This window comes from Allomuricauda sp. NFXS6 (genome assembly GCF_040148835.1).
Lineage (GTDB): Bacteria > Bacteroidota > Bacteroidia > Flavobacteriales > Flavobacteriaceae > Flagellimonas.
This window is the reverse complement of sequence record NZ_JAGEMG010000010.1, coordinates 1-15,568: the sequence shown is the minus strand read 5'-3', so window position 1 is coordinate 15,568 and position 15,568 is coordinate 1. Positions and strand designations below refer to the sequence as shown.

The following is a 15,568-nucleotide window of genomic DNA, read 5'->3' as shown; positions in this document are numbered from 1 at the left end:
TGTTTATTGATTCTATATACATTTCGGAAAAATCCAGTTATATTAGCATTTATAGAATTTGATAGCCGCTTTTAATTTTGGACATCATCGGTTCCCCAAACAGTTTCTGTGCAGTCCGGGTTAATTGCAACCAACTAAACAACCCGTTTTGGCCTACGCCAGAACATCAAACTTTAATTTATGGCACTTATTTCGTTTTTGGGATTCACCTTAATGGTGGGAATCATATCTTGGTGGTCCGTTAGAAAAACAGATGAAACATCCTCCGATGGTTACTTTTTGGGAGGTAGAAGCCTTACCGCTGGGGTAATAGCAGGATCCTTACTGTTGACCAACCTGTCCACGGAGCAAATCGTGGGGCTCAACGGGAGCGCCTATAAAGATGGGCTTTCCGTAATGGCATGGGAAACCTTGGCGGCACTTGCCATAGTTGTAACTGCGATGTTCTTGCTTCCAAGATACTTAAAAGGCGGACTCACCACTGTACCCCAATTTTTGGCCAAACGTTTTGATGTAACCACAAAAACCATAACCTCGGGATTGTTTCTCACGGGTTACGTAGTGGTGCTGCTTCCTGTTATTTTGTACTCAGGTTCGGTCGCCATAAGCGGGATGTTCGATGTTCCCCAGCTACTTGGGGTTTCGGACTCCACTGCATTGGTCATTTGTATCTGGGGCATTGGAATTATAGGTTCCATTTATGCCGTTTTTGGAGGATTGAAGGCGGTTGCTGTTTCAGATAGTATCAATGCCGTTGGACTTATTATTGGTGGAATCTTGATTCCCGTTTTTGGTTTGATGGCCATTGGCGATGGAAGTGTAATGGTTGGTTTGGAAACCTTGATGGCGGCCAACCCGGAACGTTTTGATTCCACTGGAAATCCTGGTCAAGAGGTACCCTTCTCCACCATTTTTACCGGAATGATGCTGGTTCAGCTTTTCTATTGGGGAACCAACCAACAAATTATTCAACGCGGCCTGGGGGCCAAAAACTTGGCCGAAGGTCAAAAAGGACTTTTGCTGGCTGCATTTTTAAAGATTTTGGGCCCGATAATCTTGGTATTGCCCGGAATGATTGCCTACTACTATTTTGAAGGAGGTTTGGCCAGTAGTGATCTTGCTTACCCGGAATTGGTACGAGCGGTGCTTCCCAAACCCTTGATGGGCTTTTTTGCTGCCGTTCTCTTCGGAGCCATTTTGAGTTCCTTTAATAGTGTGCTGAATAGTTCGGTGACCTTGTTCGGTATTGATATCTACAAGCAGCACATCAATAAAAATGCCTCGGAAATGACCGTGGTAAAATACGGTAAGGTGTTCGGTGTGTGTTTGGCGCTTGCCGCAATGTTCATTGCACCACTAATTGCCAATGCAGGCAGTTTGTTCAACTATCTTCAAGAAATCAATGGTATTTACAGTATCCCGATATTTACAATCATTGTAGTGGGGTATCTGACCAAAAGGGTACCTGCAATCGCTGCCAAAATCGGTATTCTTTCAGGTTCTGTACTTTACATCATCAGCCAATTTATTGTTGGCCCAAAAATGGTGGCCAATGCGTTGGCCGAAGCCAAAGCAAACGGTATTACCGACCCCACCGAACTTAATTTGATTGAGGCTGGTGCCTACCCCCACTATTTGCACGTAATGGCCATCTTGTTTATTTCCAACATCCTTATTATGCTGATCATTGGAAAGTTCTATCCAAGAAAGGAACCTTTCCAGTTGGAATACACCAAACAGGTATCCATAGAACCTTGGAAACACGTGAAATTGGCAAGTGGATTTATTGCTTTTATTGTAATTGCCATCTATATCTACTTTGCGAAGTAGAACCATTGGATTAAAACTAAAGATCTAAAAAGCAACAAAATTTCGATTTTGTAGGGTTGAGCGCAGTCGAAACCTCTTGATTATCAACTTGAATCTGGATCTAGACTGCTGGAACTGACAAGTAACAAGGTTTTAGACGCCCTGTTTTATTGCAATATGTTTTTTAAGAAACTGTCTTTGTAAGCCCTGCCCATCGGGATTTTGGCGCCATTGATCAATACTACCAGGTTTCCCGAGATTCTATCAATCTTTTTGGTATTGACAATATGCGATTTGTGTATTTGATAAAATTGGCTGCCGCCCAATACTTCCATCCAATGTCGAAGGGGCTCGTTGGAGAGTATTTTTTTATCCTGAAGATGTATTTCGGTATAATCGGAATCTGAAGCAATCGTATAAATATCCTTTACCAGTACTTTGATGTGTTCGTGGCTGGATTTTACATAGATTTCCGATAAGTGTGATGCATCGTTTTTTGGAATGACTTGCTCATACTTGGCATTCACTTTGTTCACGGCCTGCAAAAAACGCTGGAAAGAAAACGGTTTTAAAAGATAATCCACTACGTTAAGGTCGTAGCCCTCCAAGGCATATTCGGAAAAAGCAGTGGTCAAGATAACTTGAGGCGGTTCCGGAATGCTCTTTAAAAAATCCAGGCCATTTATTTTTGGAAGATGAATGTCCAAGAACATGAAATCCACGGACTCCGTGTTTAAGAACTCCATCGCCTTTAAACCATCGGAAAATACCTCGACCAACTCCAAAGTGGGCACATCTTGAATAAATTTTTTCAGTATCCGCTGAGCTGGCGGCTGATCCTCAACAATTATACACCTCATAACCTATACTTCTTCCAATTCCAATCGTAGGTACACATTATAAGCATTATCGGTTTCTTTAATTTCCAAGATATGCTTTTTAGGATACAACAGTTCCAATCGCTTTCGCACGTTCTTCAATCCTATTCCTTTGGCTACGCTATCCAGACTAAAACCTGACTGGTAATTGTTCTTGCATCGGAACTCCAGTGTAGAATTGTTCAGTTTCACGGACATATCGATTTCGATGTCGGAAGACTGTCCTGATTGGCTGTGTTTGAAGGCATTTTCAATAAATACAATCAAAATTAAGGGTGCTATTTTGTATTCCCCTTCAATTTTGTCAACATCAAATTGTACCTCGCCCCGATCTTCTATCTGTAATTTGTACAACCGGATAAAGTTGCCCAGTTGCTCCAGTTCCTTTTTTAAAGGTACGAACTGTTCTTTGGATTCGTAAAGCATATATCGCAACACGCCACTCATCTCCAATATTATTTCGGGGGTTTTTGGTGATTCTTGCAACGCATAAGAATAAAGGTTGTTCAAGTTGTTGAACAAAAAATGAGGATTGATCTGGCTTCGTAAAAACTGTAGCTCACTTTCTTGTATGGTGGTCTCCAGCTCATCGATCTGCGCCTGTTTTTTGAGTGCGTCCCATCCAAATTTACATCCAGAAAGAATAAACATTACGGGCAAAACCCCCAAAAGTGACACGTATATTCCCGGGAAGGTCTCCGCCCTTTTGGTATTCGGGAACAGAAGAGGTTCCAAAACAACTTCCTCTATGGTAATAACCGCCGCTACCAACAAGGCAGAACCCAAGAAAAATTGTCTATACTTTTTTTTGTACAAAAATCTGGGCATCAAGTAATATGTGATCGCAACCGTAGCCACACTGTAAAACAACAAGAAAATAGCCCGGTGCACATCAATGCTTCCCGTATGTCGGCTAAAGGAAAAAAACAATAGCACTAAAACGTGAAGTGTAATTTGAAAAAGAAGTTCTTTTCTAGAAATCAATGCTAAACTATTAATTGGCGTTAAAATTATGCATAAAACTCTTGTTAAGGAAAAAGAGCAATACCAACAACAAAGTTTAGCCCGTCAACGACATTTTACAAAGCTACAACCTATAATTGTTTGGTTGATTGGAGGTTAAGCCCTGTCGTTCACGGATTATATTTTATACTTTATCCTGATAATGCCATATTTATGATGTGCCATTCTCAAAAGCTTGGCTCAAAAGTTAAAACAAAACTACTAACACTTAAATAACATGATCATGAAAAAAGTATTTTTTGCCGTGGCATTTTTGACCACGCTAATGGTAACCGCTCAATCCACATGGAAATCGGACGGGGCTCACTCCAAAGTTGGTTTTGGCATCACCCACTTAATGATCTCCGAAGTTGAAGGTCATTTTAGTGATTTTGATATAACAGCTACGGCAACCGACACATTTGATGAAGCAGATTTTACTGTTGATATTAAAACGACCAGTATCGACACAGATAACGACCGGCGTGACGATCACTTGAGGAGTGCTGATTTTTTTGATGCCGAAAAGTATCCGTCCATTGCCTTTAAGACCACAAGTTTTGAAAAAACAGGAGATAAAACTTTTGCGCTCAACGGAGACCTCACCATCCACGGTGTAACCAAAACTGTGACCTTGGAGGGTAAGGTAAATGGTATTATCACCGATCAAAGGAGCGGAAAACTGAAGGCGGGCCTAAAACTCACCGGCACCATCAACCGATTGGAGTTTGGTGTGGGAGAAGAATCCGCCTCTATTGGCAATGAAGTGGACATGACCATTCACTTGGAAATGGCACAGCAATAAAAAGGACGCTTTGAGTCGTCCTAAAATAGGTTGACACAAATTCAACTTATTTCAGTACGGGACAGCTCAACTAAAAAATAAGAACCAATTATTGGAGTTGTTAAGCAACGTATGAATACCGTTGAAATAAAGCCAATAAAAAAGCCACCGATACCGGTGGCTTTTGCTTTTTTGGCTCCCCCTCTTGGACTCGAACCAAGGACTATAGCAGATTGATTGCCAACACCATACAATGTACTTGTTATTCTTGTTGTCGAATTATATGCCTATTTAATTGATTTAAAGTTACTATTAATTAATTTACTTTTGAAAAGTTTACTGGCACATAACAACTTTAGACATATGACAAACACTTGTACAGACGCAATAAATAAATACTTAATGGCATGTAAAAATGAAGGTTGGCTCTCCCGTGAAGCCGACAAATTTTTGTTTGCCAATCATATCTACAATTCTATCAATTGGGAATCACAAACTAACGAAGAAATATTCCATATTTTAATTGAGTCCCAAAAACAAAAGTACACAGGGAGAAAGGGCATCAAGTTTATCTTAAAGAGTGGGCGTGAAAAAGCTGGCGTTTTTCTCTCCTTATCAGATGTTACACTATTAAAAAAGGCTAAAATCAAACCCCTTAATAAAATTGATTGGAGTAAAAGGACTATGAGCTTTACAGGAGGTATTTCTGTATGGGTTTCCACACTGTTTCCTGAAAAGTATTATCCCATTCCTATGAGAAATATTAATGAAGTAGTCCGATATCTTTACAATCCAAGAATAGATGTTTTCCCCAAAAATGGGCTTGACTACATTACCAAATGCCAATCATTTTGTGAACAATCACATGCACTTTTAAAACAATTCCCACTTGAAGAATTGTATCTGGAGTTTTGGAATGCCTTGGGTACCAATAAGAATGCTTTAACTGTTTCAAAAAAAGATCATTTAGGACCAGTTGACTGGGTTTGGTTAACTCAAGATTTCCATTTATTTGTTCTAGATAGGATTTTGGGAAAATTTGGAAAAGAAAAAACCGACATATCCCCTGTCGAATTTGAAGAACCTACGATTATTGAAGGTGGTTCAAAACTAGCTACACATATGAGGTATGAGAGAAATGCTAGCCTTATCAAAAAAATTAAAGCACAAGCATTAAAAGAAAATAAAATGCTCAACTGTGTAGTTTGCAATTTTTCTTTTTTGGCTCAATACGGTGAACTTGGACTAGGATTCATTGAAGCCCACCACATTTATCCATTGAGCGAAAGGGAAGGTGCTCAGGTAACTCGAAAAAGTGATATTGCTCTTGTGTGTAGTAATTGTCATCGAATGCTTCACAGAGACAGTGAAATGACCATAAAGAAGTTAAAAGATATTTGTGTGGGTGGTACCAGCAAATGAAAGTTGATTATTAGAAAAACAAAGGCTGTAACACAATCCTTCTTTATTACTTTTTCAATAGTGGAACTAAAGATTGGTTGTTGGGATCATATTTAAAATTGACAATATCTCCAGATAAAATCAATTGTACAACCTTTTTAATTATTGATAAAGGAACTACAAACCATTCTCTAGGAGAGATTCTTCTGCCTTTATCATCTACAATATCAATATTCAAACATACTTCAGAAAAGAAGCGGTGAATCAATAGTTCAAATTTCTGTGAATTTAAATTGTAAGTTTTATAAGCTTCGACTATTTGAACATCTGCCATTAAATAAGTAGGCTCTTTGGATGCATTTTTTATACGCTGTTGAACGGGAACAGTAGAGTAACCTATTTTGTATAAATCATCAATTGAAAGAATTTCCTTTTGTGTAGATTTAGATTTCAGGATATAAATCCACCCTGTTTCTAAATCATCTTCATTTACAGCATTTGCACGATCAAGCAATTCTTTTCCGGTTTCGGCTTCTGTTTTAGTTACAATGTGGCCATTATCCAATAATTGTTTTCCTAAAGACCTGAACAGCATATTACTCATGGTCCCGTTCTCGAAAATTATTCGAGTACGGCCATCCTTTCTAACCCTATCACCAGATGGCAGGTTAACACTGTCTATTTCTAAATCTGTTTCTTCAAGGTATAACAGTAAGCCATCCAAAACATAGTAATTTCCTTTTTTTAGATTTTTATCTGGGTTTCTAAATCTTTTTAATGAGATTTTTCTTTCTCGAAGCTTCTGGTGAATCTCTTTGAACATTGATTCATAAGGTAAAAACTCTTTATCTTTAATTGGTTTCCTTTTTGCTACGAAATCAGATTCAGCCCTCGTAGAGGAATTGGGTACATTCTTCAGTTTAAAAATTGACAAGGTATCTTCAGTATCTAAAATCCCTAAATCATCATCATTTAATATATCTGATACTGATTTCACTTCTTCCTTAGTGATTAGAAGGTGGTGAGAGTCAAAGGGCTTTAAAATTTCTATTTTCTTGGAATCGGTTCTTAATGCTTTTAACCTAGACAGTAACTTGAATTCGGTAACATTGGCAGCTTCAGGCTCCCTGTTATTCTTTTCATAAAATCTATTGATTTCTTGGAAAGATTCAATGAGTCGCTCATTTTCTGATTTAACCTTAGAGTCTTTGGGTTTAGAATCCAAAATCCCAAACTCATCATCATTAAAAATATCCTCTAATGTTTTCTTTTTACTCATTTGCTTTGGCTTTGCGCTTTTGTTCTTTTAAAAAAATGATTGCTTCCGCCAAGCGTCTTTCCTGAGGGTCGAAGGATTGTATGCTAGGTTGTTCTCCTGTTTTAGCAATCCAACTCTTTATTTTAGGCCACAAAATAATTGCCTCTTCTTCTGTCATTTCGATTCTTGTGGCATCAATAGTCTCTTGAATAGCTTTAAATACGGATGCAGTTACAGACTTGGATAATATTTCGAATGCCTTTTGAAATGGATTTATAGTGTCAATTAAATCAATATTGATGTCATCAATGTTTACAAAACTATCCGCCATTCGTATAAAGCGCTTATCTCCTTGTTCCTCTATCGTTCCATCCTTGATAACAGTGTCAACCACTACGTGTTGTCGCACAGCCTCTACATCTTCATCGGATAAATCAGGGTATGTCTCTTTTATGATTTTTGGAATAAGTACTTTATTGATGACCTCAGGGTCCACATTACCAGGCATTGCTTTAAGCATTTGGTCATCTTGCATAATTTTTGCCTTTAGGTCATTAATATCACTTTCAATAATATCTTTTGCTCTTTGTGAACTTGGAAGTTTAAAACCTCTAATCTTTATCGTGTTATCATCATCTTCACCTCCATCAATATCCTCTTCTTCGGGAAATTTTGGTTTGAACTTAAAGTTAGGTGCTAATACTTGCTCCATTAATAGAGAAGCAGTAATAGCCTTTAGCATATTATTTACAGATAACTTTACTAAATCATCTTCGGCATCTGGTTGCGCTATTAAGTTGGTAAATTGTGCGTGTGTTTTATTTTCGCTATCTCTAGTTGCTCTACCTATGATCTGAATAATCTCAGTCAACGACCCTCTATAACCTACTGTTAATGCATGTTCACAATATGGCCAGTCAAAACCTTCTTTAGCCATACCAAGTGCGATGATAATATCAATATCATCTACACTTTTCACATTACGTAAATACTCTTGTATTTTGTCTCTATCCTTTTGGTTGTCGTGGACTAAATCCGCAATCTTTAAGATTTTCCCAGTCGCTTTACTTTTTACATAAAGAACGCCTGTATCAGGGTCTTGATAGTCTAGTTCACCTAAACCATCAACTATTCTGTTAACTTCCTCGTACTTGTCCTTTTCAGACTCACCTGAATTGACACTTGGTATATGGACTATGGTCTTTTTGTTTTCATCCAATATTTCATGAATAGCTGATGTGTACCTTCCTTGGTAAAAGTGGTAACCAATACCTAAAGATTTTAAATAATCGTATCCATTTAACTGTTGGTAATAATCATACTTTACCTTAATGAATTTGGCTTCATCTTCTGGCAATAAAATAGGCACGCTATCCCCTCTAAAAAATGAACCAGTCATTGCCACTACATGTGCGTTGGACTTATCCATAATACTGCTTAAAACAAGTCCGAGCTTATTATCGCCATCTACAGATACATGATGAAACTCATCTATGGCCAACAAGCAATCATTTAGTTGTTTTTCATCAATTGCTTCAAATGCAAAACGGAGCGTTGCATGGGTGCAAATTAAGGTTTGTTCATCCGTATCCAAAAACTCTAAAAAGGCCTTTACCTTACTTTGTTCCCCTCCAGGAGTGCATAGATTGTATTTAGGATTAGGTGTCCAATCTTCAAAAAAACCGAACTTCTTCAGTTCCGTTCTGGCAAAAGAACTCCCAATAGACCTTTCAGGTACGGCAACAATCACTTTCTTAATCCCTTGATTTTTTAATTTATCCAATCCAATGAACATTAGAGCCCTAGATTTACCAGAGGCTGGTGGTGCTTTAATCAGTAAATATTGAGCTGTTCTAGCCTCATAAGCTTTTTGTTGCATTTCTCTCATGCCAAGCTCATTAGTCTTTTTGCTTTTCCCTGTTTGTTGATATTTTACGTGTACTAAATCAGGCATTTTATCCTCTATAAGTTTTATAATAGTTGGGTTTGGTTTTGGCAGTTTTAGTAATAATGGTTTCTTTATCTTTTTTGTTTGCCTCCAGTTGATTCTTTAGGTTATTTGCAATATATATTAAATGACTTTCTTTTATACTGTCCGATAACCTAATGTTCTTAAACGCAGGTTTTAAATCGCTTAAAAACCAATTTTGATTATAATGGTAATAATCTGCTATATCTGCAATAGTCAAGTTATTTCCAAAAAATATTTGTTTCAGTTTTTTCAATCTATAGTATTCATCCGAGTACTTTGGTGATTTTCTAGGCTTAATATTTGGTTCCTTAATTTTTTTTCTCTTCGATTTTGAAGAAGCGTCCGCACCACTTTTTGCCTTACTTTTAGCTAGTAACCTATTTCCTTTAGATTTACTTTGGCTGTCTTTGTTTTTCAGTGCTTTTTTTAAAGTTGTTGGACCTTTTAAATATCCATTTTTAAACTTCCTTTCTACAGAATCAAAAATTCTCTTCAAATATTCTTTGTCCTTCTCCTGACCTTGCTGAATTATCGAAGCTTTAAATGCATCAAACTGCGCTTTAGCAATTTTAGGTTGGGCTAAAAATTGTTCTATTTTGTTATCAAAGTCTGCCATAAATTAGGCCTTCTTTTTTCTGGTTCTTTTGTGTTTTTCCAACAAAGTATTTTTATTAATCATTTTTTCATATTCTTTGAACAGATATTCTAGACGCTCAGTATCACTCTCAAATGGTTTTAAGCGATAACATCGCTCTATGGCTAAATCTAATTGATGATGTGCTTCTTTTAAACTTTTTGGCATTTTATCTGGGTCATAAAGTTGTGCTAGTGTTTTACCTGAATATTTTTCTCTTTCTTCTAAAACTTCAAAAACGTGTAAATTAATTTGCTCTTTTTGTTTTTGATTGATTTCTGGGAATGGAAAAGTATTATAACACAAGTTTTTGGCATATCTATATCTTTCCTCCATTTTACCTCCAGTAGCCTTAACCCAAACTGTATGAAGCCTTGATGATACTATACCAAAAATATACGGTTGCTCAGTAGCAATAGTATAAAGAGAGTCTGTGACTTTAGATTTATTTGATTCAATAAAACCATTTGGCAAATAGTTTCGTTTTTCAGATGATATTCTTGGGATAACTACGCATTCTCCGCTTGAAGGTTGAGTAATTTGTGCAAATAAATGTGGAATATCAGCTAATTGAGGCCTTGACGAGTTTAGCCGTATTTTCCGAACCTCTTCAATAATTTTCTTTACTTCTGTTAGCTCATTTATTTCGTCATTTTGAATGTCTTCTAGCCACAGGCAATATCGTTTTGTCCCATTTATATATTCTCTTGATGATATTAACTCCTTAAACCATTTTTCACTTTTTGGCTCTTTTACTAGAAATATATTTTTCTCCTCTTCAGTAAAAATAAATTTACCTCCATCGGCAGGCATATTCCCAAAATTTATCTTTGGTAAACCAGAAATTGAATGCCCAATACCTTTTATATAAATATCCTTACTATCTAATAAATAGGCGTTGATGTTATTCACGTCTTTCTTGAAATTATCTATGTATATGTATTTGGGCTTATTAGAAACATTTCTCAAGCCGACAATTATCACAGTTACACCAGCATTGCCTTTAGCATTATTTTTCCACTTAAAAGAATGATGGGCAAAATCTATTTCAATTTTATCATCTAAAATTCTCGGCCAAATTCTAGCAACTTGATCACCTTGACAAATTGAATTTGTAGACACCAATGCCATTTTTGAATTAAAATCCGAAATATATTTAGCGCCCTTATAAAACCATGCAGCAACGTAATCCAGATTTTTATAATCCTTAAGTAAATTAAATTTCAAATCCTCTTTTTGCTCTTTGCTTTGTTTCCTTGAACCATCAAAAGGTGGATTTCCCACTATATAGATTTCATCACCTTCATTTTTGGGACAGATATCCCCCCAATTTAAACGAGTCGCATTTCCTTGCTTAATATGGCCAGCTTCTTTTAATGGTAGAATAGGTTTGGCTTTACCAAAATCAAACAACTCATCCACAAATACTTTGTTCATTTGGTGTTCTGCCAGCCATAATGAAAGTATTGCCATTTCGTGAGCAAAGTCGTCTAATTCTATACCATAAAACTGAGATAGTTTAATTTCAGTGTAAACAGTCTCTGTTTGGTAAACAGCTTGTTGCTTTTTTAAAATATCTATTTGTTTCCAAATCTTTATTTCTAGTTTTCTTAATTCTTTGTAGGCTATAATTAAAAAGTTGCCGCTTCCACAAGCAGGGTCAAAGATTTTTATTTTGCCAAGTCGAAAAATCAATGTTCTTAAAAGCTTTTCACTGGATTTTCTTTTTTCAAATTCATCGTACAACTCATTTAAAAACAACGGCTCAATCACTTTCATAATATTTGGTACAGAGGTATAATGCATACCTAAACCGCTTCGATACGCAGGATTTACTACTGCCTGTATCATAGAACCAAAAATATCTGGATTGATTTCACTCCAATCCAAATCGCCACATTCTAAAATAATTTTACGCGCTTCTTTGGTAAACTGTGGAGATACAATGGTATCTCTAAACAAGCCACCATTTACAAAAGGAAACTCTCTAAAGTGGGATGCTTCTTTATCGTTGTCTTTGGTATTGAGAACCTTAAAGAGCCTATCTAAAAATGTATTTACATCACTACCATCTTCTTTGGTGTGTTGCGCCAAGGTATCCGTAAACATACCCTCAATGGGAAATATATCAGTGTCTTCTGCAAAAAAACAAAAGAGTAAGCGAGATAGAAAGATATTTAAGTTGTGACCGCCATCATCGTAGATGTTGGGATTTTCAGTCACTAATATATCATAGAGCTTCGCCATTTTATATGACGCTTTTCTATCGGCATAATTCTCATTTTTTTGGGCGTATTTCTCCTGACCAGCCCATGGCAAAAAGAAACTAAAGTGTTTATGTATTTCAAGAATAGGCGTGTCTAATGCTAAACCTGTTCTTATATCTTTTGCTAAGAATGTTTTGTAATCCGTTACTATTACAAAGCGTGGATTGTGCTTTAGTGAATCTACATCTTTTGTGAGTTCATCAATGGTATTTAGTAAAGTGCCAGATTCTACTTCTTTAAAAAGCATTTTACTTTTATAAAGCACTTCCCCCTCAACTTTAGATAAATTAAAATCTCCCTTTTTTAAACGTGTTATAGATGTTTTAGAAATGCCGTAGGCAGTTAAAAGGTCATAGACGAATGATTCTTTATTAAAGTTGCTTACAACCGTTTGAACATTCTTTTCAATTTGGGATGCGGTCATCAAATTCTATTTGTTCATAAAATTACTAAATCCTTGTTAGTAAAAAGACTACACGATTTAATTAAAATAGGGCAACATTGCTGCTGCCCTATTATTAATTTTAACCTTTAGTTATTTATACCTCCAAATGTACCCTCCTGCTTGCTGGCGTTCATTTCTACAAACTCTAGCTATACTAGACTTTCCAAGTTTGTTGTCTTTTGCTGCTTGACTTACGGAAGGATAAACGTTGAGTAACTCTCTATTCATAGAGAGCTTTACAACTGTTTTTTCCTTTTCATTTTTGGTAACGGGATAGACCCAGTGGTTTTCATAACTCCAAAAAAAACCTTTATAGGTTAAATTATTGCCTATGCAGGCATTTGACACACCCTTCTTCTTTCCTAAAACCACAAATGCAGCCCTTGCCAGACTTGGGTATATTCCAATGAGTTCACCATCTCTCCAATAACAGTAAACTTCCTTTTTAAATCCTCCCCCTCTATCATTATTGTACCCGTTAAGGAAGGAGTCATTTTTTCTGATATAAAACCTCTCCTTTACCGCCAGTTCATTTACATTTTTAGCCCATGCTATCTCTTCCCACTCGAATGCGTCTGGGCTATATTTGTTAATTGCTCGATGAAAAGTTGATCCAATATCATACTTAGCCTTGGTCAAATGATCTGATTTACGTTGTTCCAATGTCATTTTAGTCGCCCCAACATAGACCTTTCCATTTATCCTATTAACGGCTCTATAAATAATTCCACTTATTTCCATTATATACCTTTAATGAGGGTGGGTAACTTGTAATTCTAAAAAACATTTCAACATAATTGTTATGCTATCTACTTAAGATACCCTCCCTTTTTTACATTAATCCACTATCGGCTTTATTGACATTTCATATTTCAAAAGCCCATTAGTTTTCTTTTGTTTGAATCCCATTTTAGATAATACTTTACCTAACACAACATTGTTTAAGTCATAGTGCTTCTTGCCCTTAGAATGTAAATTAATGTATTCGATTACCTCCGTAGCATTCATCAATTCCGGCTTTTCACCTTTTTCCGGCCCTGGTCTGAAGTATTTCTTAATAAGCTCTTCTTCCTTTGAGGGTTGATAGAAGAATTCGTTGTTTGCCTCAACACGATTAATATCGTTTTCATCGAACCAATATTGAAATCCAAACCTTGACAAATTAAATGCTTGAGAGTAAACAGCATCTATGTTGATTAGTTTACCACAATCGATTTTTAAAGCTTCAAAGACAAGAAAACGTCTATTCCCAGATACATCAGTGAGTATATTTCTCTCATTGGAAGATCCAACAAATGAAGCACGCCTAGGATAATTTTCCGAAAACTGAGCGTATGCTCTCCTCACCCTTGACGAGGGTCTGGTAATTAGTTCTTTGAACTGTTCTATTTTCTTCCTATCAAAACTTGCTAATTCGTCCATATTAATAATCAGATTTTCCGATAATTGAAGGACTGAATCTTTATCTCTGGGATCAATGTTCCCTGAAAAAAAGTAATTCTTAAGTGATTTCGGAATCATTTGTTGAAACCAAGTACTTTTACCTAAACCTTGTTTTCCTGTTAAAATCAGAACTGTATGGTTGCTAACATCTCTTTGAGTTGCTGAGGCCACAACAGCCACAATCCATTTTTTAAATGCCCAATTGAATTCCTCTTGATTTGACACTTTTACTGTATTAGAAAGTTCAAGTATATAATCTCTCTCTTTATCCCATTCTGGGAGCTGAATGAAATAATTAAATATTGGATCATACCTTTCCGAAAATCTTGACTCCAATAGACTTCTAAGATTTCCCTTGGAAATATTTATATAACTTTCTTGAAGCTCAACGTAGATTGAATTTAGTTGATAATCATTGAGTATCTTAAAAAAATTCTGGCTTTTTTCATCCTTAGTGCGGTACTCTACTCTATTAAGCACCTCATTGAATCGGAAATCATACTTTTCCGATAAATACATTTTTGTATTTTTCATTTGAAATATAATCTGACCTTTTAGGTCGTCATCTCATCACCCTATTGAATAGTCATCATTTTTAGGTCTATTAAATCAAACTGAATTTTTCCAAGGGTAATTCCTAAATTGTGTTTCATTCCATTTACATAACAAATAGTTTTGAGCGTGAATACATTAATAATTTAAATAGTTTCTTGTGATAAAAGTTGTGAAGTGTTGTCTGTAGTTGTTAAAGAAGTTGTAGTAGACTGTTGTCTTTTTTGTCTTGTAGTTGTCAATTGACTCTAAAGTCATTACAAATATACGACTTTATGCAAACATTAAAATATAAAGCCGTATATCCTGTGTACACCTTTTCAGGGGTTTCTTGGATTTAAGAGGGAGAAACCGTCTCAAACACACATCGTATAGATGTCAAAATACAGCATAGAACCTCTATATGAGAATTTCAAAATGGTAGTAATAATACTTCACATCATCAATCCTAAATATAATAGATAGCGTCTCTGAAAGTAAAACTTGTTTTACTTGGTATGTCTGCCCACTATTAATTGTGCTAATTGAATATTTAGCTTTTACGTGAAATGGACAAAACAACTCTTTTAACCTTCCGTTGTAATCCACTATCAAAATACTGTAGGGCGTGGAGTATTTTAGTAAGTCCACAATTATCTTTTTGTCCATAACCGCTATATTATTTTAATACAAAACCTTCTGGACTCAATGTATTTTGACCAGTTATTCTGTTTTTTTGATAGGTTGTATCTGAGTTTTATTCAATTTTAAGCCACTTTCTAGCCACTTTTTAAGTTTCGTTCCTGTAGAGGTGCCAATTACAAATTCAGGTCTGTTTAGGAATAATCCTGTCCTATCCTTGGTGACCTTAACCAAATGTCGCTCATTCAACATCTCAAAATTCAAGGTCAGTTCGTACTCCCATCCATTGCGGGTTTCTTCTTTTGTTCCAAGTTTTTTAACTTCCAACCTACCGTTTGGATTTGTTCCCACTACATATTCAATACGTCTTCTTACTGTAGACTTCCCTTAGATAGAACTGCTTATTTTTCTAAAACTTCATCAAAGTTATCGTTTTCAATTCCTTGTGCGGTACCGCACAAGGAATTGAGTTCCAGATATTGTTTAGGGGACACATATCCCA

12 protein-coding genes are annotated in these 15,568 nt (G+C 36.1%); 3 read left to right on the top strand and 9 right to left on the bottom strand.

Annotation, left to right across the window (positions count from 1 at the left end):
- Positions 1-180: 180 nt before the first annotated feature.
- Positions 181-1,830 (top strand): solute:sodium symporter family transporter, encoded by a 1,650-nt coding sequence (locus J4E06_RS14410; protein WP_349524675.1) that lies wholly within the window; start codon positions 181-183, stop codon positions 1,828-1,830.
- A gap of 146 nt (positions 1,831-1,976) precedes the next feature.
- Here the strand turns inward: J4E06_RS14410 and J4E06_RS14405 are convergent, their stop codons facing one another.
- A complete protein-coding gene (locus tag J4E06_RS14405; protein ID WP_349524674.1) occupies positions 1,977-2,669 on the bottom strand; it encodes a LytR/AlgR family response regulator transcription factor in 693 nt (230 codons plus the stop codon).
- A gap of 3 nt (positions 2,670-2,672) precedes the next feature.
- Positions 2,673-3,671, bottom strand: a complete 999-nt coding sequence (locus tag J4E06_RS14400) for a sensor histidine kinase (RefSeq protein ID WP_349524673.1) — start codon at positions 3,669-3,671, stop codon at positions 2,673-2,675.
- A gap of 262 nt (positions 3,672-3,933) precedes the next feature.
- On the opposite strand from J4E06_RS14400, the gene J4E06_RS14395 reads away from it, so the two are divergent.
- Positions 3,934-4,494: a YceI family protein gene (locus J4E06_RS14395; protein ID WP_349524672.1), complete on the top strand. Its 561-nt coding sequence runs from the start codon at positions 3,934-3,936 to the stop codon at positions 4,492-4,494.
- 216 nt (positions 4,495-4,710) lie between these two features.
- Complete coding sequence (locus J4E06_RS14390) at positions 4,711-5,895, top strand: HNH endonuclease (RefSeq protein ID WP_349524671.1); 1,185 nt, start codon at positions 4,711-4,713, stop codon at positions 5,893-5,895.
- Positions 5,896-5,941: 46 nt separating this feature from the next.
- Here J4E06_RS14390 and J4E06_RS14385 read toward each other — a convergent pair whose 3' ends face one another.
- The 7 genes from J4E06_RS14385 to J4E06_RS14355 all read right to left on the bottom strand — a co-directional run bounded on the left by J4E06_RS14385 (position 5,942) and on the right by J4E06_RS14355 (position 15,393).
- Positions 5,942-7,153 carry a GIY-YIG nuclease family protein gene (locus J4E06_RS14385; protein ID WP_349524670.1) on the bottom strand — a complete coding sequence of 404 codons (1,212 nt, stop codon included), beginning with the start codon at positions 7,151-7,153 and terminating at the stop codon, positions 5,942-5,944.
- Positions 7,146-9,086: a DEAD/DEAH box helicase gene (locus J4E06_RS14380; RefSeq protein WP_349524669.1), complete on the bottom strand. Its 1,941-nt coding sequence runs from the start codon at positions 9,084-9,086 to the stop codon at positions 7,146-7,148. The genes J4E06_RS14385 and J4E06_RS14380 overlap by 8 nt, the downstream gene beginning before the upstream one ends.
- Position 9,087: 1 nt before the next feature.
- Positions 9,088-9,720 carry a hypothetical protein gene (locus tag J4E06_RS14375; RefSeq protein WP_349524668.1) on the bottom strand — a complete coding sequence of 211 codons (633 nt, stop codon included), beginning with the start codon at positions 9,718-9,720 and terminating at the stop codon, positions 9,088-9,090.
- 3 nt (positions 9,721-9,723) lie between these two features.
- The gene (locus J4E06_RS14370; protein ID WP_349524667.1) at positions 9,724-12,429 is read right to left on the bottom strand and encodes a class I SAM-dependent DNA methyltransferase; all 2,706 of its coding nucleotides are present in this window, start codon (positions 12,427-12,429) and stop codon (positions 9,724-9,726) included.
- 111 nt (positions 12,430-12,540) lie between these two features.
- Complete coding sequence (locus J4E06_RS14365) at positions 12,541-13,191, bottom strand: GIY-YIG nuclease family protein (protein ID WP_349524665.1); 651 nt, start codon at positions 13,189-13,191, stop codon at positions 12,541-12,543.
- Between the two features lie 96 nt (positions 13,192-13,287).
- Positions 13,288-14,427 (bottom strand): VapE domain-containing protein, encoded by a 1,140-nt coding sequence (locus J4E06_RS14360; RefSeq protein WP_349524664.1) that lies wholly within the window; start codon positions 14,425-14,427, stop codon positions 13,288-13,290.
- A gap of 720 nt (positions 14,428-15,147) precedes the next feature.
- The gene (locus J4E06_RS14355) at positions 15,148-15,393 is read right to left on the bottom strand and encodes a hypothetical protein (RefSeq protein ID WP_349524663.1); all 246 of its coding nucleotides are present in this window, start codon (positions 15,391-15,393) and stop codon (positions 15,148-15,150) included.
- Positions 15,394-15,568: the final 175 nt, after the last annotated feature.

Coding starts and splice junctions, on each gene's coding strand:
- J4E06_RS14385 (WP_349524670.1), bottom strand. CDS start 7,153: ATGAGTAAAAAGAAAACATTAGAGGATATTTTTAATGATGATGAGTTT.
- J4E06_RS14380 (WP_349524669.1), bottom strand. CDS start 9,086: ATGCCTGATTTAGTACACGTAAAATATCAACAAACAGGGAAAAGCAAA.
- J4E06_RS14360 (WP_349524664.1), bottom strand. CDS start 14,427: ATGAAAAATACAAAAATGTATTTATCGGAAAAGTATGATTTCCGATTC.
- J4E06_RS14405 (WP_349524674.1), bottom strand. CDS start 2,669: ATGAGGTGTATAATTGTTGAGGATCAGCCGCCAGCTCAGCGGATACTG.
- J4E06_RS14375 (WP_349524668.1), bottom strand. CDS start 9,720: ATGGCAGACTTTGATAACAAAATAGAACAATTTTTAGCCCAACCTAAA.
- J4E06_RS14410 (WP_349524675.1), top strand. CDS start 181: ATGGCACTTATTTCGTTTTTGGGATTCACCTTAATGGTGGGAATCATA.
- J4E06_RS14395 (WP_349524672.1), top strand. CDS start 3,934: ATGAAAAAAGTATTTTTTGCCGTGGCATTTTTGACCACGCTAATGGTA.
- J4E06_RS14370 (WP_349524667.1), bottom strand. CDS start 12,429: ATGACCGCATCCCAAATTGAAAAGAATGTTCAAACGGTTGTAAGCAAC.
- J4E06_RS14365 (WP_349524665.1), bottom strand. CDS start 13,191: ATGGAAATAAGTGGAATTATTTATAGAGCCGTTAATAGGATAAATGGA.